The organism is Nocardia sp. NPDC059691 (assembly GCF_042733915.1).
Lineage (GTDB): Bacteria > Actinomycetota > Actinomycetes > Mycobacteriales > Mycobacteriaceae > Nocardia > Nocardia sichangensis.
The window spans coordinates 77,235-102,298 of record NZ_JBHWFB010000002.1 but is presented as its reverse complement, the minus strand read 5'-3'; the positions used below and the strand labels follow the sequence as shown (position 1 = coordinate 102,298).

Genomic DNA, 25,064 nt, shown 5'->3' with positions numbered 1-25,064 from the left:
CGGCGTGTCGGCCGCCCGCACCCGAGGGCGACGAGTACATTCCGCCGGCACGCTGGGCCGATGGCGGGCGCGCGGCAGCCTCAGACCACCTCGCCGATGTTGCCGACAACCCGGTGCAGCTGCACTTTGCCCTCGGCCAGCTTGTAGGTCACGCAGGCGATGGCGCACTCACCGGTCGCGACCCGCTGCGAGATGATCATCGACCGCTGCATGAGCAGGCGGCTGGTCTCCACCACGTGCCTGGCCTCCATCTCGTCGACGGTGGACAGGCCTTCGCGCCGTCCGACCAGGATGGACGGCGCGACCCGCTCGACCACGCTGCGGATGAATCCGCCGGGCACCTCGCCGCCGTCGAGCGCGTCGATGGTGGCCTTCACGGCTCCGCAGCTGTCGTGCCCGAGCACTACGATGAGCGGCACGTTGAGCACCTGCACCCCGTACTCGATCGAGCCGAGCACCGAGCTGTCGACCACATGGCCCGCGGTACGCACCACGAACATGTCGCCGAGGCCCTGGTCGAAGATCAATTCGGCGGCGACCCTGGAGTCACCGCAACCGAACAGGATCGCGTGCGGGTGCTGGCCGCTGACGAGTTTGGCCCGGTCTGCGGCACCCTGGCTAGGATGCAGCAGCGCACCGCTGACGAAGCGCTCGTTGCCTTCGCGCAGGGACTTCCAGGCACTGATCGGGTTGGAATCCGGCATACCGACCATTGTGCAGGACAGTTACGGTTACCAGCGAGTTCGGCCGGTTACAGGCGGGCAAATACCGTCTGGCGGCAGTAGTACGGGGATGGTGAGGACAGTGCGGAACGGCGCACCGAACGGCATCGACGCCGACACGTTGCTGGACTGGTACCAGGAGACCGCCCGGGATCTGCCGTGGCGCCGCCCCGGCGTCACGGCGTGGCAGATCCTGATGAGCGAGATCATGCTTCAGCAAACGCCCGTGGTCCGGGTCGAGCCGATCTGGCGGGAATGGGTGGCGCGCTGGCCGGTCCCTTCGGCGATGGCCGCCTCGTCGCAGGCGGAAGTGCTGCGTGCCTGGGGCAAGCTCGGGTACCCGCGCCGTGCGCTGCGGCTGCACGAGTGCGCGAGGGTGCTGGCGAGCGAGCACGGCGACGAGGTGCCCGCCGACGTGGAGGTACTGCTCGGGCTACCGGGCATCGGCGCGTACACCGCGCGCGCCGTCGCCTGTTTCGCCTACGGACAACGCGTTCCGGTGGTGGACACGAACGTCCGCCGGGTGGTTGCCAGGGCGGTGCACGGGCGCGCGGAAGCGGGCAACCCGTCGTCGCGCGATCTCCCCGAGACCGAGGCGCTGCTGCCGCTGCGGATCGATCGCGCCGCGGTGTTCTCCGCCGCCCTCATGGAACTGGGTGCGACCGTGTGCACCGCCCGCACCCCCGATTGCTCGCGCTGCCCGCTGCCGAGCTGCGCGTGGGTCACCGCCGGGCGGCCGGTGAGCGAAGTGGTCCGCCGCACGCAGAAGTACGAGGGCACCGATCGCCAAGCGCGCGGTCGGCTGTTGGACGTGCTGCGCGCCGCGAGCGGTCCGGTGGAGCGGGTGCGCCTGGATCTGGCCTGGACTCGCGACCCGGGCCAGCGCGACCGCGCGTTGGACTCGCTGCTGGTGGACGGACTGATCGAACAAACGCCCGGCGGGTTGTTCGCACTGGCGGGCGAGGGCGGGACTCCCGGGGCCGACAGCTGAACGTCGAGACGGGTTCCTGCCCTAGCTGCCCAGGACCCGCCGCAGGAAGCGCTCGACCTCCGCTCGGTAGCGCTCCGGTTGGTCGTCGTGCACGAGGTGTCCCGCACCGGGCACCAAGACATAGTCGGCGCCCGGATGGGCGGCGGCCATCTGCCACATCTGCCCCGGCGGTGTGATGCTGTGCTCGCCCTCCAGCAGCAGGGCGGGCACCCGCACCGCATGCCAGTGCTGCCAGAAATCCCGCGTCCCCCACTCCTCGGAGATATCGCGGAAAGTGGCGACCGGCCCGTGCAGCCGGTATCCCTCCGGCCCGCGTTCGAAAGAGTTCAGGAAATATCGCCCGGCGACCGGCCCGAAGAAGGACAGCACGGCTTCGTCGTCAGGGAACGGCTGCGGCCAGGCCTCGATCATCGCCGCCCAGTGCGTCGCGGTGCGGCCGGTGAAATCCGGCGCGATGTCCTCGATCACCAGCGCCCGCACCCGGTCGGGGTGAGTCGCCGCGAACACCCAGCCGTGCAGCGCACCCATCGAATGCCCGATCACCACCATCGGTTCCGCGATCGCGGCGGTGCCCGCGGCGAGGTCCGCGATGAAGGCCTCGGTCGTCAGTTCCTCGGGTGCGGGCCTGCCGTGCCCGGCGGCGTCGAAGGTGTAGACGTGGCCGTGCTCGCGCAGCCAGTCCAGCTGATCGCGCCAGGTGCGCGCGCTGCCCATCAGGCCGTGCAACAGCAGGATCGGCGCGCCTGCTCCGCCTTCGTCGTGCAACATCGGTTCGACAATACGAGGCACCGAGCATCTGCTCGGCATCAGCCGCTAGCTTGGACACATGGCTGTTGTGAAGATCAACGCGATCGAGGTTCCCGAGGGCGCGGGCCCCGAGCTGGAGAAGCGGTTCGCCCACCGTGCGCACGCGGTCGAGAACTCCCCCGGCTTCCTCGGCTTCCAGCTGCTGCGCCCGGTGGCCGGAGAGAAGCGGTATTTCGTGGTCACCCAATGGGATTCGGAAGAGTCCTTCGCGGCCTGGCGGGACGGACCTGCGCGCGAGGCGCACGCGGGCGAGCGCCAGAAGCCGGTATCGACGGGTGCTTCGCTGCTCGAGTTCGAGGTCGTGCTCGACGTGGACGCGAAGCCCGCCGACTGAGTCCGGGGCTCACCGCCGGGCAGGCCCGCCTGCCCGGCGACTCGCCCGACGCCGTGGTACGCCCGTGCCGGACCCGGTTGACGCCGAGGGTGTGCGGGTGTCACAGTTCGAAGGACAAACGCGAGGGTGACGCGGTAATTCCGGTGCGATTCCGGAGCGGTCGCGCCACTGTGTTCCACGCACCGAGTCCGGTGCCGGAAAGCCAGACACCGGCACCGTCGCGCCACCACCCTACGGGACGCGTATCCCAAGGAGGACTCGAATGGCCATCGCGCATTCACCCAGCCGGGCAACCGGTTCCCTGGCCACCGTGCTCGTCACGGTCGGTGTCGTTCTTCTCGCACTGCTCACGCTGTACCTGGTCGGTTTCGACCAGGGCGTCATCTCGCGCAGCGGGATGTATCTGCATGAGCTGATGCACGACGGACGCCACCTGCTGGGGCTTCCGTGCCACTGATCGGTTCACTCCGAACACTGCTGTTGCGCGGCCTGCTGGCCGGTCTGATCGCCGGGCTGCTGGCCGCCACAGTCGGTTATTTCGTCGGCGAACCCAAGGTGGAAGCGGCCATCGCCATTGAGGAAGCGCACAGCGAACACGCCGGAGCCCCTGACGGGCACTCTCACGGCGAGCACGCCGAATCTCCTGGCGGGCATTCCCACGGTGACGAGGAAGAACCGCTGGTGAGCCGCGGCGGCCAGAAGTTCGGACAGTTTCTCGCCCTGGGGTTGGCCGGTCTCGCTCTCGGCGCCATCTACGCCTCGGTCGCGCATTTCGCGCGGCGCCACACCACGCTGTCCGGGCCGCGGCTCGCGCTGACGCTCGGTGTGGCCGGTTGGGCCGCGATCGTCGCGGTGCCTTTCTTCAAGTACCCGGCCAACCCACCGGCGGTGGGCGACCCGGACACCATCAACGAACGCACCCTGCTGTGGGTGGCGGCCGTCGTGCTCGGCATCGTGGCGGTCGGTGCGGCGGTGGCGGCGTTCACCGCGCTGCGCGCGCAACTGCACACTTTCCGGCTGATCGGTGGCGTCGCCGCGTTCGTACTGGTCACCACCCTCGGCTATGTCCTGCTGCCCGGCGTGAACGAGGTGAGCGCGGATTTCCCGGCCACCCTGCTGTGGCAGTTCCGGGTGGCGTCGCTGGCCGAGACCGCGACCCTGTGGGCCTGCCTTGCTCTCGGTTTCGCGGCGCTCACCGAGTTCGCGACGCGGACCGATACCCGGGTACCGGTAGCCGCCGCTACCGGGGAGTGATTCGCGTCCGGAAACCTTCAGGCAGTGTCGGTCCCATGACCGGCACTGCCTTTTCCGTCTGGCCCGCTTCGCCGCGTGTCCACCCGGGTGGACCGCCGCGCGCCGTCCGCGTCGCGTTCGTCGCGCTGGTCGTCGCGTTGGTCGCGGGTGGCGCCGAGGCGATCACGCGAGCCGTCCGCGCCTTCTCGACTGCCGACCCGGCGAGCCTCGCGACGGGGTTGGGGTTCCGCGCGGCGCTCTACCTTCTGGTGCTGGCCGTCGCGGTGCGCATGACCTACGGCGACCGCTGGGCACGCCTGCTGATCACCGTCGGCATCGGCGTGTTCGGCCTGCTGTCCCTGATCATCGAGCCGCTGGCCGCGGCTATGTCGGCGAACCAATTGCGCGATCTGGTCCGGGACGCCGCACCCGCGTCCTTGCTGCTCGCGACGTTCCGCACCGTGCACGTGACAGCCGTGCTGATCGCCATCCCGGCTCTCTACACCCGCCACGCCCGGCGCTACTTCCGCAAACGCTGACTGCCCCCAACGGTTTCGTGCCCCGCACCTGTCACAGTGCGGGGCACGAAACCTGCGCGGACTACGCGAGGGCGGCGTCGAGGGTGATGTGGTCGACGCCGGCGAGGGCCTTGCTGACGGGACAGCCCGCCTTGGCGGCCTCGGCGGCGGCCTGGAAGGCGTCGGCGTCGATGCCGGAGACGCGACCGCGAACGGTCAGCTTGATCCCGGTGATCCGAAAGCCGCCCGCCGGATCGGGGCCGAGGGTCACGTCGGCGGTGACGTCCAGGCTGTCCGGGGTGCCGCCCGCGTTGCCGATCTGCGCCGACAGCGCCATCGCGTAGCACGAGGAGTGCGCGGCCGCGATCAGTTCCTCCGGGCTGGTGGTGCCGTCGGCCTCCTCGGCGGAGCGCTTGGGGAACGACACGTCGTACTTACCGACCCCCGAACTGGCCAGTTCGACCTGCCCCGAACCCTCCTGCAGGGTGCCGGTCCAGGCGGTACGCGCGGTACGTGTGGGCATCACGGTCCTTTCGCCGATGATCGTTTCACGATTCAGCACGAACCTACCCCGGCCGATTCGTCCCGGCCCACCTGTTCGCCGATCGGGTTCGCCCGACGCTCCGGGCACGCGCGCCGCGCGGTAAAGCAGCGGCGCGCCAAACGAATCCGCGCGGAGTTCTACTCCGGATTCGTGATCCTCGCCAGCACGATGCCGCCGAGGATCAACGCCAGGGCCAGCAAGCGCCCCGCACCGAGCGGGTCCTTGTGGACGACGATGCCGAGGGTGATCGCGCCGAGCGCGCCGATGCCGGTGAACACGGCGTAGGCGGTGCCCACCGGCAACGTCTGCATGGCGCGCGACAGCAGATACACGGCGGTGACGCCGAGAACGAAGCAGATCAGGGTCGGGACGAGCCTGGTGAAGTTCTCGGTCGGTTTGATGCTCTGCGACCAGACGATCTCCACCACTCCGGCGGCGGCGAGGACTACCCAGTTCACGTCAGTGCTCCCCGGCCAGAGCGCGCGCGGCGGCCAGAGCGCGGGCGTAGGACGTGTCGTGCTCGGCACGCAGGTGTGCCAGCGCTGGGTCCTGGCGGGAATTGGCTAGCTCCGCGTGCACGAAAACGGTGTCGGAAACCGCGAAATGGCCCGCGAAGAAGTCGCGCAGGAAGCGCTCTTGATAGTCGTAGGCCGCTTTCGGCGCACCGGGCGAGTAGGCGCCGCCGCGTGCGCTGGTCACGACGAACTTTCGGTGGCCGAGCGACATTCGCGGAAATGTCACCTGGTCCAGCCAGGCCTTGAGCGAAGCCGGAATCGAGTAGTTGTACATCGGGGTGCCGATCAGGATCACATCCGCTGCAAGCAACTCGGCAAGCAGTGGCTCGACGATCTCCCACGCGGCGGCATGTTCGGGAGTGCGCACCAATTCACCGATACGTTCGACATCCGTGTTCGGCAGGGTGAGCACAGCGTCACACAGCTGAGTCCACCCCTCCCCGATGAACGGCACCGGCTCGGCCGCGAGGTCACGGTAGTGGTAGCCGCCGTCCGGGTGCCGTGCGCGCCACGCGTCCGCGAAGGCGGCGCTCAATTCCCGGCTGATCGACCGTCGCCGGGCGCTGGCATCCAGATGCAACAAGGTTCTCATGACCGACCTCCGATTAAGTGGACATAGCGTCCGATTTCTTCCGGGATCGACGATACGGTGAATGTGGACAGATTGTCCACTTATTGCCGGATCGGCTACAGTCACGGGCATGGAACCCCGATCCGACCTGCTCGCCGGTCACGGGCCGGGCCGGTCGGCGACCCCGCCGGAACGCGCGGACGCCGCACGCAACCGGGCCAAAGTGCTCGCCGCCGCCGCGGAGTTGTTCGCCGCCCGAGATCCCCGCACGGTGACGATGGACGACATCGCGAAGGCCGCCTGCGTCGGCCGAGGCACCCTCTACCGGCGTTATCCGGACACCAACTCGGTGGCGGTGGCCCTGCTGGACGAACACGAACGAGCGTTGCAAGAGAAACTGCTTTCCGGTCCTCCGCCGCTCGGCCCCGGAGCTCCCCCCGCACAGCGGCTGGCCGCGTTCTACGCCGCGATGGTCGAATTGCTCGACACACACGCGCATCTGGTGCTGGGCGCCGAGATCGGCGGCGCACGCTTCACGACCGGTGCTTACGGCTTCTGGTACGCGCATGTACGAGGACTGCTGGTCGCGGCGGGCCTGCACGAACCGGACGCATTGGTCGACCCGCTGCTCGCGCCGCTGGCAGCGGAGGTCTACCGGCAACAACGTGAGCGCGGCTTGACCTCCGGACAGATCGCCCACGCGTTGCGAATGATCGCCGAAACCGTTCTCGGTCCAGGGTGATTCCACGAAAGACGAAACCGGCGGTGGACAACCACCGGTTTCGATACCCCTCGTCGCTCACACCAGATCGCGTCTGCGCATCAGCCGAATCGTGCCGACCGCGAACAGCACCGAATAGACGGCCAGCACGACCAGCGATTCCGTCCGCGAAAGAATCTGCAGCACACCGGGCGTGGCGGGACCGTCAACGGTGCGCATCGCTCCGGCCAGCGACCCGGCCGCCGTGCCGGGCAGATGATCGGTCACCACCTGGATCGGCGCGAAGATCCCGGCCACGCCGCGCAACAGGTTCTCCACCACCAGCACCCAGACCAGGCCGAGCCCCACCGCGAGCGCGGGCCCACGGGCGATCGCGCCGATCAGCGCCCCCGCCAACGTCCACATACCGAGAATGGCCACGCCGGTGGAAATTCCGAGCAGCGACCGATCCAGTGCGGGCATGGTGAGCGCCTGCGACTGGGACGCCGCGATCAGCGCGGCGACCGCGATGTCGACGACGAATGCCGCACACACCAGCGCCACCACCACGGTCGCGAGACTCACCACCACCGCGGCGACCGCTTGCACGCGCGAAGGCCCTTGGGTGTAAATGGTTTTCCAGGTTCCCCAGCCGTATCCGCTACCCACGGTCAGCGCGCCGAGGATGAGCATCAGCGCGCCGCCGAACATGGCCATGCCTTGGGTGAATACTTCGGGAACCGCCGCGGGCAGCAGCTGTCGCAGCAATGCCTCGCGCGGCAGCCCGTTGGACATCCGGCTCGATTCCCCGGAGGTGTAGGCCAGATAGTTGAACAGATACGCGAACGTGAGGTTCAGCAGAATCCAGGTTCCGAGAACGATCCAGAATGCCGGCCACTTTCGCAGCCGCAGCATTTCGGCATTCGTGCTCGCGATCAGGTCCCGGATCGCCATGCCGTTCATCGCACTGCCTCCCGTCGCGTCATCTCGAAGAACACTTCTTCCAAGGACTTCTCCTCGACCCGCAGCTCCAGTAGATCCGCGCCCGCCGCCACGACCGCACGCGCCACGGCGGGCGCGGTGACGGTGTCCGACTCGATCCGGATGCCGCTCGCGGTCAACAGCGCCGAACGTCCACCCACCAGCCCGCGCACCGCGGGCAGGGCCACCTTCACCGGCTCGGCCCGCACCACCAGCGACGAGTTGCCGCGCAACTGCGCGACCGTCGCCTCGGTGCGCAGCCTGCCCTGCGAGATCACGCCGACCCGGTCGCAGATCGCCTGGACTTCGCTGAGCATGTGACTCGACAGCAGCACCGTGCGTCCCTCGGCGGCCAAAGCGGTGATCAACTCCCGCATCTCGGCCATACCGGCGGGGTCGAGGCCGTTGGTCGGCTCGTCCAGGATGAGCAGGTCGGGGTTGCCCAGCAATGCCGCGCCCACGCCGAGGCGCTGTTTCATACCCAGCGAGTAGGTCCGGTACTTGTCCTCGGCGCGGCCCGCCAGCCCGACTCGCTCGAGCGCGTCCTCCACCTCCGGGCGCCCGAGCCCGCGATATTCGGCGAGCACGCGCAGGTTGTCCCGGCCGGAAAGGTAGGGATAGAACCCGGGACCCTCGATGAGCACGCCGATCCGGCGCACCACCGCTGGATCGCCGGGCCGATGCCCCGCGACGGTGGCCGTACCCTCGCTCGGACGGATCAGCCCGGCCAGCATCCGCAGGGTGGTGGTCTTGCCCGCACCGTTCGGGCCGAGGAAGCCATAGATCTCGCCGTACGTGACGCTCATGCTCACGTCGTCGACAGCGGTGTGCTCCCCGTAGCGTTTGGTCAGCCCTCGGGTGACCACGATCGAATCTGCCATGCACCGAGAATCCGCCGCCGACCCCCTGCGGACATCCGTCGCCGGGCGACGATCCGCATACGTAGCTGGAACGACGGATCGATCCGTGGCCGTGTCGGATCAGCTGGTGCGCAGCCGCTTCCATGGTCTGCGAACACCCGAATCGGTGCAATTTCCGCGAAATACGTTTCCAGGCGGACGTCGAATCACGACCGAGCCGCATAGGCTACGTGGGTGCGGGTGGCAGGGATGACAGATCGGAGTTCGGTCGGCTGGGATTGGGGCGTCGCGCTCGTCGTCGCCGCGGTTCAGTTGGTCGGAGGCACTTTCGCGAACATGCGGCAGACCGGAGTGCACTCCCTCGACGCGCTCGGTTACCTCCTGTTGCTCGCCGGCCCGGTGGCGCTGATCCGGCGGCGCGCGCAGCCACTGCCCGTGCTGATCGTCGTGCTCGCCGTGTGCCTGGCGTACTTCCTGCGCGGCTACGGATACGGTCCGATCTTCGTCTCGTTGGTCGTCGCCTTCTTGACCGCCGCGAGCAGCGGATCACGATGGTGGACTTATCCGCTCGTCCCGCTCGGGTACCTGGCGCTGGTCTGGCCGCTGCCCGCACTGCTCGACCGCCCCGCCAACCTGTGGCAGGTGTTCGCGCTGATGGCGTGGCTGGCCGTGCTGCTGCTGGTGGCCGAGGGCATCCGGCAGCGCAAGGCCGTGCTCGTCGCGCGCGGGCAGCGCGCCGAGGCCGCGCGCCGGGACGAGGAAGCGCAGCGTGAGCGGCGGGCCAGCGAAGAGCGGCTCGCCATCGCCCGCGAGCTGCACGACGTGCTGGCGCACAGTCTGTCGATGATCAACGTGCAGTCCTCGGTGGCGCTGGAACTGCTCGACAAGCGCCCGGAGCAGGCCGAGACGGCGCTCACGGCGATCAAGAACGCCAGTCGCGACGCCCTCGCCGAGGTGCACGCGCTCCTGCACACGATTCGGTCCGGAAGCGCACCCGCGACGCCCAGCGAGCAATCACCCACAGCCGAGGCGAACGCCGAGGAGACCGGCCGCACGACCGAGGCCGAGCCGCCACCCGCCCCGCGTACCCCCGCGCCGAGCATCGGCGATTTGGACGACCTGTTGCAGCGCCCGCGCAGCACCGGACTGACCGTCACCACGCGAGTGCTCGGCACCCCGCAGCAATTGCCCAGCGTCATCGACGTGGCAGCGGCGCGAATCATCCAGGAGTCGCTGACCAACGTGCTCCGGCACGCACCCGGCGCCGACGCAACGGTGACCGTGCGCTACACCCCGGACTCGGTCGACATCACCGTCGACAACAGCCGCCCGACCAGTGCCCCGTCGCGCTCCGGCAACGGCGGCGGCAACGGCATCATCGGCATGCGCGAGCGCACGCACGCCCTCGGCGGCGCCCTCACCGCGGGCCCCCGCCCCAGCGGCGGGTTCCGCGTCGCCGCCCGGCTGCCCACGCGAACACCCGGACCCGACGCGGCCACGGCGTCACCGGGAGTGCGAGGCGCCGGGGCGGCAGCAGCGAGCCGGAAAAACGCGGCAGCGCAAGCACCGGATCAGGACACCGCGACGACGAGTACGCCGAGACGCGGCGTCGCGGCTGCGACGAAAACCGAACAGAGCGGCACGACATCAGACGCACCCGAATCGAGCGCCGCGGGATCGAAGACTGCCGGCAAGGCCACATCGAGCACGACCGGCCCGAGCGAGAGCGAGTCGCGTGCCACACCGGACCGACCCGCTGATACGGCCGAACGACCGAGCACCTCGGCCGGTCGCGCGCAGCGCTGACGGGATCGCCGGCCGACGGCAGAGGAGATCCGATGCACGACCACCACGATTCGGTTCCAGCCCACGCTCCATCCGGCGGCATCCGGGTGCTGGTGGCCGACGACCAGGCGTTGGTGCGTGGCGGGTTCGTGGCGTTGCTGGATGCCCAGGACGGCATCGAAGTGGTCGGCGAGGCGGACAACGGGGAGCAGGCCGTGCGCATGACCCGCGATCTGCGTCCCGACGTGGTGCTGATGGACGTCCGCATGCCCGTCCTGGACGGCTTGGCCGCCACCCGCGTGATCGCCGAGGACCCCCTGCTGGCCGCGGTGCGCGTGGTCGTGCTGACCACTTTCGAACTCGACGAGTACGTCTTCGAGGCGATGCGCTCCGGCGCGACCGGGTTCCTGGTGAAGCACACCGAACCGGCCGATCTGGTTCGCGCCGTCCGGGTGGTCGCCGCCGGCGACGCGCTGCTGTCCCCCGGCGTGACCCGCACACTGATCGCGGAATTCTCCACACGCGCGAAAACGCCGCCGACGGCCACGCTCGCCGAACTCACCGACCGCGAACGCGAGGTGATGACGCTGGTCGCCGAGGGTCTCACCAACGCCGAGATCGGCGAACGGCTCTACATGAGCCCGGCGACCGCCCGTACCCATGTCAGCCGCATTCTCACCAAACTGCACGCCAGAGACCGCACCCAACTGGTGGTCATGGCCTACGAATCCGGACTCGTCCGCCCAGGCTGGCAGTGAGCCGCCGATCGTTGCCCAGGAGCCGGACTGCTTCGCAGCACTGCCATGGGAACCAAGCGACCCAGGCACCCATCCTCCGAATAAAGACGCAGGACGGCGACCAGTCAGTGAGCAAACCCGCGCCGAATTCCGTGATTCGCGGTAGGACCATCCGGCAGAATGAACGTCCCGCCCCTTCTTGCGTGTTCTTCGGCGCGACTACGGCCAGGACCAGGCGCAGCCGCAGCCCAGCCGGAGATTCTTCCTCCTCGCGCGGCGCGCCAGCGCAGGGCGACACGGTCCGACTTCTCCCGGTATCAGCCGATAGCAATTTCTCAGCGAACACTAATTGTCCAGCCTGCTGCCGATTAGCAAATAACTGGTAAATCACCGCGGGCAGAGCCTTCGGGCTCTGGGCGTACGTATCCAGGCGTATTCCGAGTGCCGACGCGCGACCGATGCCCCCGGCATGCCCTTCGGCGCAGTCTTTCGTCATGAATATTTTCACTCGACCCGAGGCCGTGAGTTTTCTGGCCGACCACTACGACGGCGGATGGCACCCCTGGCCGTTCTTCTGGATTTTCCCGCTGTTGTTCTGGCTGACCGTCGTCACAGTGCTGGTCTTCGCCCGGAGGCGGTTCATCGGAGGTGTGAGCGGTATCGGCGCGCTGCGCATCGCGTTCGCCCGTGGCGAGATCACCGAGGAGCAGTACCGCAGCAGGCTCGCCGTCCTGAGCGAACCGCGACGCAAGCGCTGACCGGCCTGCCTTCACGATCGGGAGATCCCACCATGAGCATGACCTTCGGCATCGTTCTCACTCCGCGTTCGGGAGCGGACTGGGCGCGCGAGGCAGCCGCCGTCGAACAGCAGGGCTACCGGACCATCCTGTTGCCGGACACCCGGTTCACCCCCTCGCCGTTTCCGGCCCTCGCCGCGGCGGCCGCCGTCACCACCACCATTCGGCTGCGCCCGAACGTACTCGCCGCACCGCTGCGCACAGCGGCCGCCACGGTCAGGGAGACCGCGGCATTGCAGCTGCTGTCGGACGGACGTTTCGAACTCGGAATCGGCTCGGGACGCCCGGACGCCGCCGCCGAAGCACAGTGGCTCGGCACGTCCTGGGGTTCGCCCGCGCAACGGCGCGCGCAGCTGGTCGCCACCATCGCCGCCGTGCGGGCTGGAGTGAACCCCACCCCACCGGTCGTGGTCGCCGCCAACGGACCCAGAATGCTGGCGACCGCGGCGGAATTCGCCGACCGCATCCTGCTGGCCGCGGCACCCGGGGCCACCGAGTCGGAGCTGGCCGAGCTGGTCCGCACCGCGCGGGACGGTACCGACCGCACCCTGCGCTTCACCCATCAGGTGGTCGGCATCGGGCAGCGGCTACCGATCTGGACCGCGACGAAGCTCGGCCTGACCGCCGCCGCCCTCGCGGACGCGGGCGCAGCGGGCATGATTCCCGCGGAACCGTCCGCCGCCGCCGAAATCCTCGAGCGACGCCGGGAAAAGTACGGCATCGACGAGGTGATCGTGCCCGCTGAACTCGCCGCTGACTTCGCACCGATCCTCGCCTACTTCGCCGACCACGATTCCTGACCCGGCGCAGCGAGCGACACCGAATACGAAAAAGCCCGTGCCCACAGGTGGGCACGGGCTTTTCGGTTGCGGCTTACTCGCCCGAGGCGGCCTCGGTGGAGCCTTCCGTCGCGCCCGTCAGCACGACTTCGGGCTTCTCCTCGCTCGCGGCCTTGGTCAGCTTCGCCTTACCGGTGAAGGTGAACTTCGCGTCTTCGCCGGAGCCCTCGCCGTCCCAGCCCTCGACGTCGACCTGGATGGTCTGGCCCGGCCCGATCTCGCCGAAGAGGATCTTCTCCGACAGCTGGTCCTCGATCTCGCGCTGGATGGTGCGGCGCAGCGGCCGGGCACCGAGCACGGGATCGAAGCCACGCTTCGCCAGCAGGTTCTTGGCGTTCGGGGTGAGCTCGATCGCCATGTCCTTGTTCTTCAGCTGCGTGGCGACGCGGCCGATCATCAGGTCCACCATCTCGACGATCTGCTCGTTGGTGAGCTGGTGGAAGACGATCACATCGTCGATGCGGTTGAGGAACTCCGGCCGGAAGTGCTTCTTCAGCTCGTCGTTGACCTTGAGCTTCATCCGCTCGTAGTTCGAGCCCTCGTTGTTCGACTGGGTGAAGCCGAGACCGACGGCCTTCGAGATGTCCGAGGTGCCGAGGTTCGAGGTGAAGATCAGCACCGTGTTCTTGAAGTCCACGGTACGGCCCTGGCCATCGGTCAGGCGGCCATCCTCCAGGACCTGCAACAGGGTGTTGTAGATCTCCTGGTGGGCCTTCTCGATCTCGTCGAACAGCACGACCGAGAACGGCTTGCGGCGCACCTTCTCGGTGAGCTGGCCGCCCTCTTCGTAGCCGACGTAGCCCGGAGGGGCACCGAACAGCCGCGAAGCGGTGAAGCGGTCGTGGAACTCGCCCATGTCGATCTGGATGAGCGCGTCGTCGTCGCCGAACAGGAAGTTCGCCAGCGCCTTGGACAGCTCGGTCTTACCGACGCCGGACGGGCCGGCGAAGATGAACGAGCCGGACGGACGCTTCGGATCCTTCAGGCCGGCACGAGTGCGGCGGATGGCCTTGGAGACGGCCTTGACCGCGTCCTCCTGGCCGATGATCCGCTTGTGCAGCTCGTCTTCCATACGGAGCAGACGGGTGGTCTCCTCCTCGGTGAGCTTGAACACCGGAATACCGGTCCAGTTCGCCAGCACCTCGGCGATCTGCTCATCGTCGACCTCGGCCACGACGTCCAGATCACCCGAACGCCACTGCTTCTCCCGCTCTGCCCGCTTGGCGACGAGCTGCTTCTCCTTGTCGCGCAGCCGCGCGGCCTTCTCGAAGTCCTGCGCGTCGATCGCGGACTCCTTCTCCCGGCGCGCCTCGGCGATCTTGTCGTCGAACTCGCGCAGGTCCGGCGGAGCGGTCATGCGACGGATGCGCATCCGCGCGCCCGCCTCGTCGATCAGGTCGATCGCCTTGTCCGGCAGGAACCGGTCGTTGATGTAGCGGTCGGCCAGGGTGGCGGCGGCCACCAACGCGCCGTCGGTGATGGAGACCCGGTGGTGCGCCTCGTAGCGGTCGCGCAGACCCTTGAGGATGTTGATGGTGTGCTCGACGGTCGGCTCACCCACCTGCACCGGCTGGAACCGGCGCTCCAGGGCGGCGTCCTTCTCGATGTACTTGCGGTACTCGTCGAGGGTGGTCGCGCCGATGGTCTGCAGCTCGCCGCGGGCCAGCTTCGGCTTCAGGATCGAGGCCGCGTCGATGGCGCCCTCGGCGGCGCCCGCACCGACCAGCGTGTGCAGCTCGTCGATGAACAGGATGATGTCGCCGCGGGTGTTGATCTCCTTGAGCACCTTCTTCAGGCGCTCTTCGAAGTCACCGCGGTAGCGGCTGCCCGCGACCAGGGAGCCCAGGTCGAGGGTGTAGAGCTGCTTGTCCTTCAGCGTCTCGGGGACCTCGCCGTTGACGATGGCCTGCGCGAGCCCTTCGACGACAGCGGTCTTGCCGACGCCGGGCTCGCCGATCAGCACCGGGTTGTTCTTGGTACGGCGGCTGAGCACCTGCATGACCCGCTCGATCTCTTTCGAGCGGCCGATGACCGGATCGAGCTTGCCCTCGAGCGCGGCCTGGGTCAGGTTGCGACCGAACTGGTCGAGCACGAGCGAGGTCGACGGTGTGCCCGCCTCGCCGCGCGAACCGGATTCGACCGGCTCCTTGCCCTGATATCCCGACAGCAACTGGATGACCTGCTGGCGCACACGGTTGAGATCGGCGCCCAGCTTCACCAGCACCTGCGCCGCCACGCCCTCGCCCTCACGGATGAGGCCGAGCAGGATGTGCTCGGTGCCGATGTAGTTGTGGCCGAGCTGCAGCGCTTCGCGAAGGCTCAGCTCCAGCACCTTCTTGGCGCGCGGGGTGAACGGGATATGACCGGACGGGGCCTGCTGGCCCTGGCCGATGATCTCCTCCACCTGGCTACGCACGCCTTCCAGCGAAATGCCGAGCGACTCCAGCGACTTGGCCGCGACGCCCTCACCCTCGTGAATCAGCCCCAGCAGGATGTGCTCGGTGCCGATGTAGTTGTGGTTGAGCATCCGGGCCTCTTCCTGGGCCAGGACAACGACACGCCTCGCGCGGTCGGTGAACCTCTCGAACATCGCTCCCTCACTCTCCTGCTCCGACATTCTGGCAACAGACGCCGCAGTGTGCTGTGTACAACAACCGTGGGCGTCAGCCTGCCATGAAGCCCGGGGGTTGCGGCCCCCGCCTCCACTCTAGTTGGCGGGGGATGCCACCGCCGCCGGTCCACCCTATTGCCGACCGGCGACAGCACGGTCATTCACTCATAACGTGGGCGTCGCGGGATTCGTTTCCGGCCGGGTTTTGCCCTCAGCGAACAAACCGTCCGCCGACCGGATCTGCGCCGCACACGTACGACCTCGGCTGCCTACCCCGTGTACGGGTCGACGAAACCGCAGGGCACCGGGCGTTGATGAGCGGGATCGAGCGCGTTGAGCACGTAGGTCGCGGCCCTCTTGCTGCCCGCTATGCCCGTATGCCCAGAGTAGTCCGTCGCGCAGCCGTCCTGAACCACGATGTTGGTCACATGGGGGCCGGTGACCAGGCCGGAGGTATACGGCACCACCAGTTCGTCCAGCTGGGTCGCGATATTGGTGTAGGTCACGTCGGGGTGGTAGACGCCGTCCGCGTTGAGTTCGCGAACGAACTCCGACCCTTGCAACACCTGCCTGCAGGCATTGCACGGCGATCCGGCCACGGCGTCGAACAGCGGACCGAGGCCGAGGCGTGTGCCGAACGCGTTCAGGTCCGCCATGCCGTACGCGTTCGAGCCTTGCCACGGCGGGGCCAGACCGACCATCTTGTCCACCTTGCCCGCGCCCGCGAGCCGTTTGACGAAGTAGTTGCCGATGAAGTTGCCCTGGGAATGGCCGATGAGGTCGACCTTGTGCGCACCGGTCGCGGCGCGCACCCGGTCTACGAAGGCGGCGAGCTGGGCCGCGCTCTGCTCGATCGGGAGCATGCCCCCGATGGCCGACGCGGGCCACGGCAGGTCGTAAGCGCCGAACGTGGCCGAGTACACGCAGTAGCCCTCGTTGGCCAGCAGCGGCGCGTACACGCCCCAATTCGTCTGTGCGCCACCGCCCGTGCCGTGGACGAGGACCACGGGGTTCGGGTGCTCGGAGTTCGGCCGGCACGACCAGTCGTTGGTGCCGGGCAGCGAACCACCCGGATTGGACAGTTCGGCGGGAATGCCCGCGAAGAAGTTGAACTCGACCGGATATCGCTCCTGCGCGTGCGCAGCGCCCGCGGTGGCGCACACCGCGGCGAGCAGAACGATGAACAACGAAAAGCCTGGGACACGCCGCACGATAGCCTCCCGGTCCGGATCGTCTTCGGGGAAGCTACCGCACGGAGTGGCCCAGACGGCGCAGATTCCGGCGGGTCGTTGCGGAAACTAGCTCTGACCGAAGGCCGACGCGCCGGACGGGTACGGCGCCGCGTACTCGCCTGCGGCGATCCGGCCCGGCGCCGCCGCGGCGGATGCCTTCCCCTGCTGGATTCCCGCGACGAACAGCGCACCGCACAGCACCAGGAAGGCCAGCGTGTGGAAGACGCCACGCACGATGTTCCAACGCACCCAGGCGGATTCGAAATCGGCGCGCACCGCCGCCGGGTCGGCGATCGACGCCGGGTCGCCGGCGGCGGCCAGTTGGTCGTTGAGCGGAACATTCAGCCCGGAGGTCACGGCGAAGGCGATCACGTTGAGCACCAGAGCCAGGCCGATCCAGATCAGCGTGCTCCGGTGCTCACGTCCCAGATGCAGCGCCGCGGCCAGGATGGTGAACCCCACCGTGCCGAGGAAGCCGATCATGAACCAGGGATTGATGATCACCACGTTGATCTTCTGCATCGCGTCGATCATCGCGCGATCGTCGGTGCGGGCCAGCGCGGGCATCACCGAATTGGCGTACGCGTAGAAAAGGCCCGCGACCAGGCCCGTAGCCAGTGTGGCGAGCACCAGTGCGGCGAGACGTGTGGCGGTCATGACTTCCTCCTGCTTCGGAAACCGGCCGGAGCCATCGCCCCGGTCGCTCGTCTCCGAGTCAAGCCGTCGCCGCCGTGACTCTCCATGGTCGAGAAGCTCGATCGGATGAGCGAGCGTCTACGGTGGACGTCTCACAGGTCCCGATCGGAAATGAGCCCACTCTGCATGGCCAGTCCAGCCAGCCGCACCCGCTTCTGGTTCTGCGGCAGATCCTCCACCCCGAACTTGGCGAACAACGCGCGTAGATGGGTCTTGATCGCGTCGACGCTGAGGAACAACTCCTCGGCGATCTGCTGATTCGAGGCGGGAGTGGCGAAACCCGCGCCGTGCTTGTACGGGCGGCACAGCGCGACCAGGACCGAGCGCTGCGTTTCGGTGAGCGACCGCGCGGTGGGTATCGAGCCGGTGGAGGTGCGGGTGATGTCGTCGGACACGCCGCCGAAGTCGTGAAAGGACACCCGAGACGTACCGACCCGGATGACGTCGCCCGCCATCAGTCTGCGGCGGCCGATCAGCCGGTCCCCGTTGACGAAAGTGCCGTTGCGGGAGAGGCCGTCGTCCACGATGGTCCAGTGCGCACCCAGGTATTCGACCGCCGCGTGTAGCCGGGACACTTCTGCGTCCCAGCTCAGGGCGAGATCGGCATGCGGGGAGCGACCGATGGTGACGCGGCCGCGGTCGGGCGTGAGCGTGAGCTCCTGCTGCCGACCGGCGTCATCGGTGAACCGCAAGAATGATCCGACGAATCCTGTCACTGCGCCGATACCTCACCTCTCCATACCGCCAGTGACCTTCGCACGCTTCCATGGTGCCGCTTCCCGGTACCACGAGCAAGATCGATTCATCCGCCGTGACGGGCCACCGTGCGAACCGGTCTCGCTGCTATATCGAAGCCCTATCACAAACAAGACCGCCGTCCCGACGTCGCACGATTCGCCGGGACGGCGGCCGGAAAAAGAACTATCCCTTCGCGGCCTTGTTGTACGCGTCGGTGATGTCGGCGGAGATGCGGCCCCGCGCGGACACCTTGTGTCCATTACGGCGCGCCCACTCACGAATTGCGGCGCTTTGTTCCCGATCGATCGAGACCCGGCTCTTCGGAGTGCCCGTTGCGGCCGCGGCGGCCTTGACCCGGCGCCGGCCGCTGACCCGGCGCGCATTCGAAACCCACTCCTCCAAACCGTCGCGCAGCTTCGCCGCATTTGCCGACGACAGGTCGATCTCGTACGACACACCGTCGATCGCAAACTCGATGGTCTCGTCTGCGATGGACTCACCGTCGACATCGTCGATCAGGCTAACGGTGACCTTCTTTGCCATGAGATGAACGTCCTCTCGAAATCGTGCGACCCGCATACTAGGCCGATTACCCGAGGCAAGAATACCTCGAATTCCGGAAATTCCAAGACGGAGCCGCTGCTTTGCAATCCAGTGGTCACCTGGTGACCGGACGCACAATTGGGAACAGTATCGTTTCTCGGATTCCCAAACCCGTCAACGCCATCAACAACCGATCGATTCCCATACCCGTTCCGGTCGTCGGCGGCATGCCGTGCTCCATCGCGGCGAGGAAGTCCTCGTCCAGCACCATCGCCTCGTCGTCACCCTGCGCGGCCAACCTGGCCTGGTCGACGAACCGCTCCCGCTGGATCACCGGGTCGACCAACTCCGAATAGCCCGTGGCCAACTCGAAGCCGCGCACATAGAGGTCCCACTTCTCCGTGACGCCGGCGGTGCTGCGATGCTGCCTGGTCAACGGGGATGTCTCCACCGGGAAGTCGCGCACGAAAGTCGGTGCGTACAGCTTGTCACCATACTGGTGTTCCCAAAGTTCCTCGACGAGTTTCCCGTGACCGTAGCCCTTGCCCTCCGGAATTTCCAGACCGACCCGATCCGCGAGTGCGCGCAATTCGGCGACCGATGTTTCCGGAGTGACCTGCACACCCAGCGCATCGGACAGCGACGGGTACATCTCGACGGTGGCCCACTCGCCACGGAGATCGTATTCGGTGCCGTCGGCCAGGGTCACCACCTGCGTGCCGAACGCCTCCTGCGCCACTTCCTGCACCAATTCCCGGGTCATCACCGCCGAGTCGTCATAGGTGCCGTAAGCCTGGTACGTCTCCAGCATCGCGAACTCGGGGGAATGCGTGGAGTCCGCCCCCTCGTTGCGGAAGTTCCGGTTGATCTCGAAGACCCGCTCCATGCCGCCGACCACGCAGCGCTTCAGGAACAACTCGGGCGCGATGCGCAGGAAGAGGTCCATGTCGAGGGCATTGGAATGGGTGACGAACGGCCGGGCCGCGGCGCCGCCGTGCAGCGTCTGCAGCATCGGCGTCTCCACCTCGAGAAAGCCCCTGCGCTCGAGCGCGTTGCGCAGCGCGCGCACCACGGCGATGCGGGTACGGGCCATCTCCCTGGCCTCAGGGCGCACGATCAAGTCGACATAACGCTGCCGGACCCGCGACTCCTCGTTCATCTCCTTGTGCGCCACCGGCAGCGGCCGCAGAGCCTTCGCCGCCATGAACCAGGAATCGGCCATGACGCTCAGTTCCCCGGTTCGCGAAGAGATGACCTCACCGTGCACGAAAACGAAGTCACCGAGGTCGACGTCCGCCTTCCAGGCGGCAAGCGCGTCCGCGCCGACCCCGTTCAGACTGATCATCGCCTGCAGCTTGGTGCCGTCGCCTTCCTGCAGTCTCGCGAAACACAACTTGCCGGTATTACGCAGGAATATGACGCGCCCGGCGACGCCCACCTCTTGTCCGGTGGAGGTGTCGGCGGCCAGGTCCGGATATGCGGCCCGAATTTCCGCCAGGGTATGCGTACGCGGCACGACGACGGGATACGCCTCGCCACCGGCCGCGAGCAGCCGCTCCCGCTTCTCCCGGCGAATCCGTATCTGCTCCGGGGCATCGTCGGCGGCGGGCGCCACAGCGGGCCGCGAATCCGATGTCGATGCGGTCGAAGAGGCAGAGTTCGGGGTGCTCACATCGAACAACCCTAGCGTGCACCGGAAATCGTTTTGCGCGCCGCCCGGACTCCGACCCGGAGTAACGAAACGGTATCGATGCGGCGCACCGCCCGGGACGTCCCGGTCCACGTCCCGGAGACCCGAAATAGCCGGTGCGCATCATAGTGTGTGCGAAAACACCTGCGCGCCCGGCTATTTCGAGATGGAAGTGTTGGCGGGGAAATTACAGCGAGGCGAGCGCCTCGGCCTCACGCACGAAGTGCGACGCCCCGACGGCGACGTTCAACAGCCCGGCCGCCTTCAACGCCTGGTAACCGCCCACCAGATCGGTCGCCCGGTGCAGCCCGAGTTGCTGCAGGGCGGCGGCGGCCAAGCTGGAGGTATAGCCCTCGGAGCAGACGACGATCCATTCCACGTCGTGATCGGCGGCCAGCGCCAAGCGGGCCGAACTGGTGGGGTCCAGCCGCCATTCCAGGACATTGCGCTCGATCACCAAGGCGCCGGGCAAGGTGCCCTCGCGTCCGCGTTGCGCCTGCGGCCGGATATCCACCAGAATGGCGCCCCGCTCGATGGCTTCCGGCAATTCGAAGGCATAGATCCGGTCGAGTTGCGCCCGTGCGTTCTCGAGCATCTGATCGATGGTCAAACGGGTCATCACATGTCACCTTCGGGCTGGTCGGTGAGGACGGTTCGGGTGCGCCGCAGGGTGCCGTGGCCGGTCACCTCGTAATACGACATGGCGGTGAGCGGCGGGGAATAGGCGTGCACGCTGAGCGTCGGATCGAGCGGGCCCGCGGATTCGACGGCGCCGGGCACGTCGGCGGGCGCCCGCATGACGTCGTGCACCCAGCCGATCGGGAACGAGGCCTGGTCACCCGCCGCGAGCGTACGGCAACGCAATTCCGTTCCGTTCCAGCGGTATTCGGATAACGCGCCGCTGAGCACGGTGAGCGCGCCGAGCGACCCGGCATGGTCGTGCAGCTCGGTCGACTTGCCCGGCGTCCAGCTGATCAACCAGACGTCGACCTCGTCGTCGGAGAGCAGCCTGGTCGCCCAGCGCTCGTCGTGCGGCCATGTCCCGTCAGCTGGAAGCAGGTGGTCATAGCGACCGGCGAGCACGTCCTCGGCGCCCTCGTCGGTCAGCCGCAGCAGATCGGCCGGGCGCAGCCGAGTGGGCAGAGCGGGTGCCACCGAGCGTTCCACCGGCGGAGTAGCCGACAGCGCCGTACGCGCGGAAGAAAGGGAAAGAACAGAAGAACGCATGAGCGAATCTCCAGGAGGAAGGTAACGGTCGAGGGCGGGAACTCAGCCTCGATCGGTCGAGGCACGTCAGCCTCGACAACACTCCTGGGTGCTCACGAAGAAAGTCACGAGAGGGAGTTTAACAGCATGCGACGCGGTGTCGACAAGTCCCTGGCCTGCGACGAATCCAACACCGCGCATATCAGACATTTCCCTTGCGCCGCTGGTTGCGTTCGTATACGAGCCGCAGCCCGGTCAACGTGAGATGCGGATCGTGGTCGTCGATCGTTTCCGATTCCGGGACGATCAGCGGCGCGGTCGCGCCGGTCGCCACCACCGCGACATCGTCGCCGGCAAAGGCGTCGAACTCGTCACGAATCCGATCGATCAGGCCGTCGACCAGTCCGGCGAAACCGAATACCGCGCCGGACTGCATGCATTCCATGCTGTTCTTCCCCAGCACCGACCGTGGCCTGGTCAACTCCGCCCGCCGCAGCGCACTGCGTTCTACCAGGGCTTCCGTGGAGATCTCCACACCGGGTGCGATGATCCCGCCGAGAAACTCACCCTTCTTCGACACCAGATCGACGCAGATCGCCGTGCCGAAATCGACGACGATCGCGGGCCCGGAATACCGCTGGTAGGCGGCCAGGCAATTGACGATGCGGTCGGCGCCGACTTCTTTCGGATTGTCCACCAGCAGCGGAATCCCGGTGCGCACACCGGGTTCCACCAACACGTGCGGAACGTGTGCCCAGTATTGGCCGAGCATGCCGCGCAGTTCGCGCAGCACGGGCGGCACCGTCGAAAGCGCCGAGACGCCGATCACCTCGTCCAGTTGCGCGCCGACCAACCCGCGCACCTGCATGGCGAATTCGTCGGCGGTCAGCAACGGATTGGTGTGGATACGCCAGTGGCGCACCAGTTTCGAATGCTCTCCGGAACCGGAGAACAAGCCGAGTTCGATACTCGTATTGCGGACATCGATGGTCAGCAACATGTCCGGTCGCCGCTGTTCAGACGAACGACAGCGAGCGCGGCGAGGTCAGGCCCGAGCCCTCCGGTGCGTGCGCCGGGTCCGAACCGAGCTCGACCGGGCGGTTGCGCTCGTCGACGAAGACGACCTTGGGGTCGTATTCCTTCAGCTCCTGCTCGTTCAGCTGGCCGTAGGCGATCAGGATGACGAGGTCGCCGGGATGCACCAGGTGGGCCGCGGCGCCGTTGATCCCGATCACCCCCGAACCCCGCTCACCGGCGATCACGTAGGTCTCCAGGCGGGCGCCGTTGTCGATGTCGACGATGCAGACCTGCTCGCCTTCCAGCAGATCGGCGGCGTCGAGCAGGTCCTGGTCCACGGTGACCGAACCGACGTAGTGCAGGTCGGCGTGCGTCACGGTGGCACGGTGGATCTTCGACTTCATCATGGTGCGCAGCATTGCGTCGACCTTTCTAGTTCGCGGGAGGAAGCGGGGCGGGATTCGACACCGCCGGAACGGACCGGGGGTCCACGGCGGGCCGCGAACCGGAGACGTTGGGATGGCCGTCGATCGGAGCGCCGAGCGTGACGGCGATGTTGTCGATGAGCCGGGTAGTGCCCACCCTGGCCGCGATCAGCAATCTGGCGTTGCCCGCGGCCGGGGCGGGGCCCAGGGTGGCCGAGCGCAATTCCAGGTAGTCGACGTCCACGCCGGGCACGGCGTCGAGCACCTGACGGGCGGCCGCGAGCACCGCGTCGCCGCCGAGTCCGCCCGCGTGCTTGCCCGCCGACAGGGCGGCCGACAAGGCGAGCGCCGATTCGCGCTGCACGGGGTCGAGATAACGGTTCCGTGAGGACATGGCCAGGCCGTCGGCCTCACGGACGGTGACCACCGGCGTGATCTTCACGTCGAAGTTCAGGTCGCGGACCATCTGCCGGATCAACGTGAGCTGCTGGTAGTCCTTCTCGCCGAAGAACGCCTCGGTCGGCCGCGCGATCTGCAGGAGCTTGGCGACCACGGTGAGCATGCCCGCGAAATGGGTCGGGCGGCTCGCCCCTTCCAGCTCCGCGCCGAGCGGGCCTGGCTGCACCGTGGTCCGCGGGCCGTCCGGATACATGTCGGACGCGCTGGGCGCGAACACCAGCTCGACACCCTCCGCGCGCAACAACTCGACGTCGGCGTCCAGCGTGCGTGGGTACTTGTCCAGGTCTTCGTTCGCCCCGAACTGCAACGGGTTGACGAAGATCGAGACGATGACCACCTGGTTGGTCCGCTTGGCCAGCCGCACGATCTCCAGGTGGCCCTCGTGCAGCGCACCCATGGTCGGCACCAGCGCGACGGTACGGCCGACGCCGCGCAGCGCGGCGGACACCGCGCCGAGCACGGCGGGATCGTGGTGGACGGTCAGCGCACCGGGCCGGTAGGCGCCGCGCAGTTTCGGGTCCAACATCAGCGTCCTTCCAGCAGTTCGATGACGGCGGGGGCGGTGCCCGCGCGTTCCGCCGTGCGCAGCGACAGCGCGCGATACGCCTCGGCCAGCCTGGCGTCGACCGACGCCAGCGCGGTCAGGTGCGCGGCCACCGCGTCCGCGTCACCACGGGCGACCGGGCCGGTCAGCGCGGACTGGCCGCGCCGCAACGCGTTGTCCAGCGCCGCCGATGCCAGGGGCGCGAGCAGACGCTCGGCCAGGCCGTTGGGCTGCTCGTCCACCAGCTGCTGGCCCATCAAGCCGGGGCCGGCCAGGGCGGCGCGCAACGCGGCCACCGCGTCGACGATCACCGTGACCAGGTGATTGCTGCCGTGCGCGAGCGCGGCGTGGTACAGCGGCCGGTTCTCCTCCGGCACCCGCACCGGCTCGCCGCCCATCTCGATCACCAGCGACTGCGCGATGGCGTAGCCGACCTCATCGGCGGCGGTGATGCCGAAGCACGCGTTGCCGAGGCGGTTCACGTCCTCGTCGTGCCCGGTGAAGGTCATGGCCGGGTGGATGGCCAGCGGAAGCGCGCCGATCTCGGCCAGGGGCGCGAGTACGCCGACGCCGTTCGCGCCGGACGTGTGCGCGACGATGGTGCCGGGACGGACGACTTCCGCACCGGCCAGACCGCGAACCAGGCCGGGAAGCTCGGCGTCGGGCACGGCCAGCAACAGCAGCTCGCTGCGGGCGGCCACCTGTTCGATCGGCAGGATCTCCGAATCGGGCAGCCGGGTCCGGGCACGCCGCACCGACGCGTCGGAGATCGCGCAGACGCCGAACACGACGTGTCCGGCTCGCTCGAGTGCGACGCCCAATGCCGAGCCCACGCGTCCCGCCGAGACGATTCCCACCGTCAGGCGTGCGGGCGCGGGGTCGTAGCCCGAATCAGCGTTGTCGGAATTCACGCTTCTCGAGGTCAACGTTGTCCTCTCGATGTCGTTCCAGTCCCGCCATGCGGGTACC

The 25,064-nt window shown here is 67.9% G+C and carries 29 protein-coding genes and 1 riboswitch; of the genes, 10 read left to right on the top strand and 19 right to left on the bottom strand.

The genetic code is table 11. The annotated features are described in order from the left end of the window. Positions 1 to 80: 80 nt before the first annotated feature. On the bottom strand, positions 81 to 704 hold the full coding sequence (locus tag ACFV2O_RS04800) for a carbonic anhydrase (protein WP_355076724.1): 624 nt from the start codon (positions 702 to 704) through the stop codon (positions 81 to 83). 88 nt (positions 705 to 792) lie between these two features. Between ACFV2O_RS04800 and ACFV2O_RS04795 the strand changes: the two genes are divergently transcribed. After that, positions 793 to 1,713, top strand: coding sequence for an A/G-specific adenine glycosylase (locus tag ACFV2O_RS04795; protein WP_355076722.1), 921 nt, complete (start codon positions 793 to 795; stop codon positions 1,711 to 1,713). Between the two features lie 21 nt (positions 1,714 to 1,734). On the opposite strand, the gene ACFV2O_RS04790 is transcribed toward ACFV2O_RS04795, so the two are convergent. Then, entirely contained in the window at positions 1,735 to 2,481 is a 747-nt protein-coding gene (locus ACFV2O_RS04790; protein WP_379250275.1) for an alpha/beta fold hydrolase, read from the bottom strand. A 58-nt stretch (positions 2,482 to 2,539) separates the two neighbouring features. Between ACFV2O_RS04790 and mhuD the strand changes: the two genes are divergently transcribed. The 4 genes from mhuD to ACFV2O_RS04770 all read left to right on the top strand — a co-directional run bounded on the left by mhuD (position 2,540) and on the right by ACFV2O_RS04770 (position 4,626). After that, positions 2,540 to 2,854, top strand: a complete 315-nt coding sequence (gene mhuD / locus ACFV2O_RS04785; protein WP_355076719.1) for a mycobilin-forming heme oxygenase MhuD — start codon at positions 2,540 to 2,542, stop codon at positions 2,852 to 2,854. An 80-nt stretch (positions 2,855 to 2,934) separates the two neighbouring features. Next, positions 2,935 to 3,087: riboswitch (cobalamin riboswitch) on the top strand. A 29-nt stretch (positions 3,088 to 3,116) separates the two neighbouring features. Further along, positions 3,117 to 3,311: a CbtB-domain containing protein gene (locus ACFV2O_RS04780; RefSeq protein WP_379250273.1), complete on the top strand. Its 195-nt coding sequence runs from the start codon at positions 3,117 to 3,119 to the stop codon at positions 3,309 to 3,311. Beyond that, positions 3,302 to 4,108, top strand: coding sequence for a CbtA family protein (locus ACFV2O_RS04775; protein WP_379250271.1), 807 nt, complete (start codon positions 3,302 to 3,304; stop codon positions 4,106 to 4,108). Before ACFV2O_RS04780 ends, ACFV2O_RS04775 begins: the two co-directional genes overlap by 10 nt. 35 nt (positions 4,109 to 4,143) lie before the next feature. Beyond that, positions 4,144 to 4,626 carry a hypothetical protein gene (locus ACFV2O_RS04770; RefSeq protein WP_379250269.1) on the top strand — a complete coding sequence of 161 codons (483 nt, stop codon included), beginning with the start codon at positions 4,144 to 4,146 and terminating at the stop codon, positions 4,624 to 4,626. A gap of 61 nt (positions 4,627 to 4,687) precedes the next feature. On the opposite strand, the gene ACFV2O_RS04765 is transcribed toward ACFV2O_RS04770, so the two are convergent. The 3 genes from ACFV2O_RS04765 to ACFV2O_RS04755 form a co-directional block, all read right to left on the bottom strand. Continuing rightward, the gene (locus ACFV2O_RS04765; protein WP_355076714.1) at positions 4,688 to 5,128 is read right to left on the bottom strand and encodes an OsmC family peroxiredoxin; all 441 of its coding nucleotides are present in this window, start codon (positions 5,126 to 5,128) and stop codon (positions 4,688 to 4,690) included. Positions 5,129 to 5,286: 158 nt separating this feature from the next. Continuing rightward, entirely contained in the window at positions 5,287 to 5,607 is a 321-nt protein-coding gene (locus ACFV2O_RS04760) for a multidrug efflux SMR transporter (RefSeq protein ID WP_355081674.1), read from the bottom strand. A gap of 1 nt (position 5,608) precedes the next feature. Beyond that, positions 5,609 to 6,256 carry an FMN-dependent NADH-azoreductase gene (locus tag ACFV2O_RS04755; RefSeq protein ID WP_379250267.1) on the bottom strand — a complete coding sequence of 216 codons (648 nt, stop codon included), beginning with the start codon at positions 6,254 to 6,256 and terminating at the stop codon, positions 5,609 to 5,611. A gap of 109 nt (positions 6,257 to 6,365) precedes the next feature. Between ACFV2O_RS04755 and ACFV2O_RS04750 the strand changes: the two genes are divergently transcribed. Beyond that, complete coding sequence (locus tag ACFV2O_RS04750) at positions 6,366 to 6,977, top strand: TetR/AcrR family transcriptional regulator (protein ID WP_379250265.1); 612 nt, start codon at positions 6,366 to 6,368, stop codon at positions 6,975 to 6,977. 57 nt (positions 6,978 to 7,034) lie between these two features. Here ACFV2O_RS04750 and ACFV2O_RS04745 read toward each other — a convergent pair whose 3' ends face one another. Then, entirely contained in the window at positions 7,035 to 7,889 is an 855-nt protein-coding gene (locus ACFV2O_RS04745) for an ABC transporter permease (RefSeq protein WP_379250264.1), read from the bottom strand. A gap of 5 nt (positions 7,890 to 7,894) precedes the next feature. Further along, positions 7,895 to 8,797 carry an ABC transporter ATP-binding protein gene (locus tag ACFV2O_RS04740; RefSeq protein ID WP_379250262.1) on the bottom strand — a complete coding sequence of 301 codons (903 nt, stop codon included), beginning with the start codon at positions 8,795 to 8,797 and terminating at the stop codon, positions 7,895 to 7,897. A gap of 228 nt (positions 8,798 to 9,025) precedes the next feature. On the opposite strand from ACFV2O_RS04740, the gene ACFV2O_RS04735 reads away from it, so the two are divergent. From ACFV2O_RS04735 to ACFV2O_RS04720, 4 genes are all read left to right on the top strand, one after another. Beyond that, entirely contained in the window at positions 9,026 to 10,582 is a 1,557-nt protein-coding gene (locus ACFV2O_RS04735) for a histidine kinase (protein WP_379250260.1), read from the top strand. Positions 10,583 to 10,614: 32 nt separating this feature from the next. Next, positions 10,615 to 11,319: a response regulator gene (locus tag ACFV2O_RS04730; RefSeq protein ID WP_379250258.1), complete on the top strand. Its 705-nt coding sequence runs from the start codon at positions 10,615 to 10,617 to the stop codon at positions 11,317 to 11,319. A 473-nt stretch (positions 11,320 to 11,792) separates the two neighbouring features. Beyond that, complete coding sequence (locus tag ACFV2O_RS04725) at positions 11,793 to 12,056, top strand: hypothetical protein (protein WP_379250256.1); 264 nt, start codon at positions 11,793 to 11,795, stop codon at positions 12,054 to 12,056. A gap of 32 nt (positions 12,057 to 12,088) precedes the next feature. Further along, positions 12,089 to 12,895, top strand: coding sequence for an LLM class flavin-dependent oxidoreductase (locus tag ACFV2O_RS04720; protein ID WP_379250254.1), 807 nt, complete (start codon positions 12,089 to 12,091; stop codon positions 12,893 to 12,895). 73 nt (positions 12,896 to 12,968) lie between these two features. On the opposite strand, the gene ACFV2O_RS04715 is transcribed toward ACFV2O_RS04720, so the two are convergent. The 12 genes from ACFV2O_RS04715 to ACFV2O_RS04660 all read right to left on the bottom strand — a co-directional run bounded on the left by ACFV2O_RS04715 (position 12,969) and on the right by ACFV2O_RS04660 (position 25,006). Continuing rightward, complete coding sequence (locus ACFV2O_RS04715; RefSeq protein WP_379250252.1) at positions 12,969 to 15,524, bottom strand: ATP-dependent Clp protease ATP-binding subunit; 2,556 nt, start codon at positions 15,522 to 15,524, stop codon at positions 12,969 to 12,971. Positions 15,525 to 15,814: 290 nt separating this feature from the next. Then, the gene (locus ACFV2O_RS04710; protein WP_379250250.1) at positions 15,815 to 16,756 is read right to left on the bottom strand and encodes an esterase/lipase family protein; all 942 of its coding nucleotides are present in this window, start codon (positions 16,754 to 16,756) and stop codon (positions 15,815 to 15,817) included. 87 nt (positions 16,757 to 16,843) lie between these two features. Continuing rightward, positions 16,844 to 17,434, bottom strand: a complete 591-nt coding sequence (locus ACFV2O_RS04705; RefSeq protein WP_364436058.1) for an anthrone oxygenase family protein — start codon at positions 17,432 to 17,434, stop codon at positions 16,844 to 16,846. Between the two features lie 131 nt (positions 17,435 to 17,565). Continuing rightward, positions 17,566 to 18,165 carry an FHA domain-containing protein gene (locus ACFV2O_RS04700; RefSeq protein WP_379250248.1) on the bottom strand — a complete coding sequence of 200 codons (600 nt, stop codon included), beginning with the start codon at positions 18,163 to 18,165 and terminating at the stop codon, positions 17,566 to 17,568. 229 nt (positions 18,166 to 18,394) lie between these two features. After that, on the bottom strand, positions 18,395 to 18,754 hold the full coding sequence (locus tag ACFV2O_RS04695) for an Lsr2 family protein (protein ID WP_039794672.1): 360 nt from the start codon (positions 18,752 to 18,754) through the stop codon (positions 18,395 to 18,397). A gap of 115 nt (positions 18,755 to 18,869) precedes the next feature. Next, positions 18,870 to 20,369 carry a lysine--tRNA ligase gene (gene lysS, locus ACFV2O_RS04690; RefSeq protein WP_379250828.1) on the bottom strand — a complete coding sequence of 500 codons (1,500 nt, stop codon included), beginning with the start codon at positions 20,367 to 20,369 and terminating at the stop codon, positions 18,870 to 18,872. Between the two features lie 262 nt (positions 20,370 to 20,631). Then, positions 20,632 to 21,054 carry a rhodanese-like domain-containing protein gene (locus tag ACFV2O_RS04685; protein WP_355079260.1) on the bottom strand — a complete coding sequence of 141 codons (423 nt, stop codon included), beginning with the start codon at positions 21,052 to 21,054 and terminating at the stop codon, positions 20,632 to 20,634. Positions 21,055 to 21,062: 8 nt separating this feature from the next. Beyond that, positions 21,063 to 21,671, bottom strand: coding sequence for a cysteine dioxygenase family protein (locus tag ACFV2O_RS04680; RefSeq protein WP_356963552.1), 609 nt, complete (start codon positions 21,669 to 21,671; stop codon positions 21,063 to 21,065). Positions 21,672 to 21,852: 181 nt separating this feature from the next. Further along, positions 21,853 to 22,650, bottom strand: coding sequence for a type III pantothenate kinase (locus ACFV2O_RS04675; RefSeq protein ID WP_379250245.1), 798 nt, complete (start codon positions 22,648 to 22,650; stop codon positions 21,853 to 21,855). A 16-nt stretch (positions 22,651 to 22,666) separates the two neighbouring features. Next, positions 22,667 to 23,086, bottom strand: a complete 420-nt coding sequence (gene panD, locus ACFV2O_RS04670; protein ID WP_355079144.1) for an aspartate 1-decarboxylase — start codon at positions 23,084 to 23,086, stop codon at positions 22,667 to 22,669. 13 nt (positions 23,087 to 23,099) lie between these two features. Next, on the bottom strand, positions 23,100 to 24,077 hold the full coding sequence (gene panC / locus ACFV2O_RS04665; protein ID WP_356963551.1) for a pantoate--beta-alanine ligase: 978 nt from the start codon (positions 24,075 to 24,077) through the stop codon (positions 23,100 to 23,102). Continuing rightward, positions 24,077 to 25,006, bottom strand: coding sequence for a DUF2520 domain-containing protein (locus ACFV2O_RS04660; protein ID WP_355079148.1), 930 nt, complete (start codon positions 25,004 to 25,006; stop codon positions 24,077 to 24,079). Before ACFV2O_RS04660 ends, panC begins: the two co-directional genes overlap by 1 nt. Positions 25,007 to 25,064 lie beyond the last annotated feature (58 nt).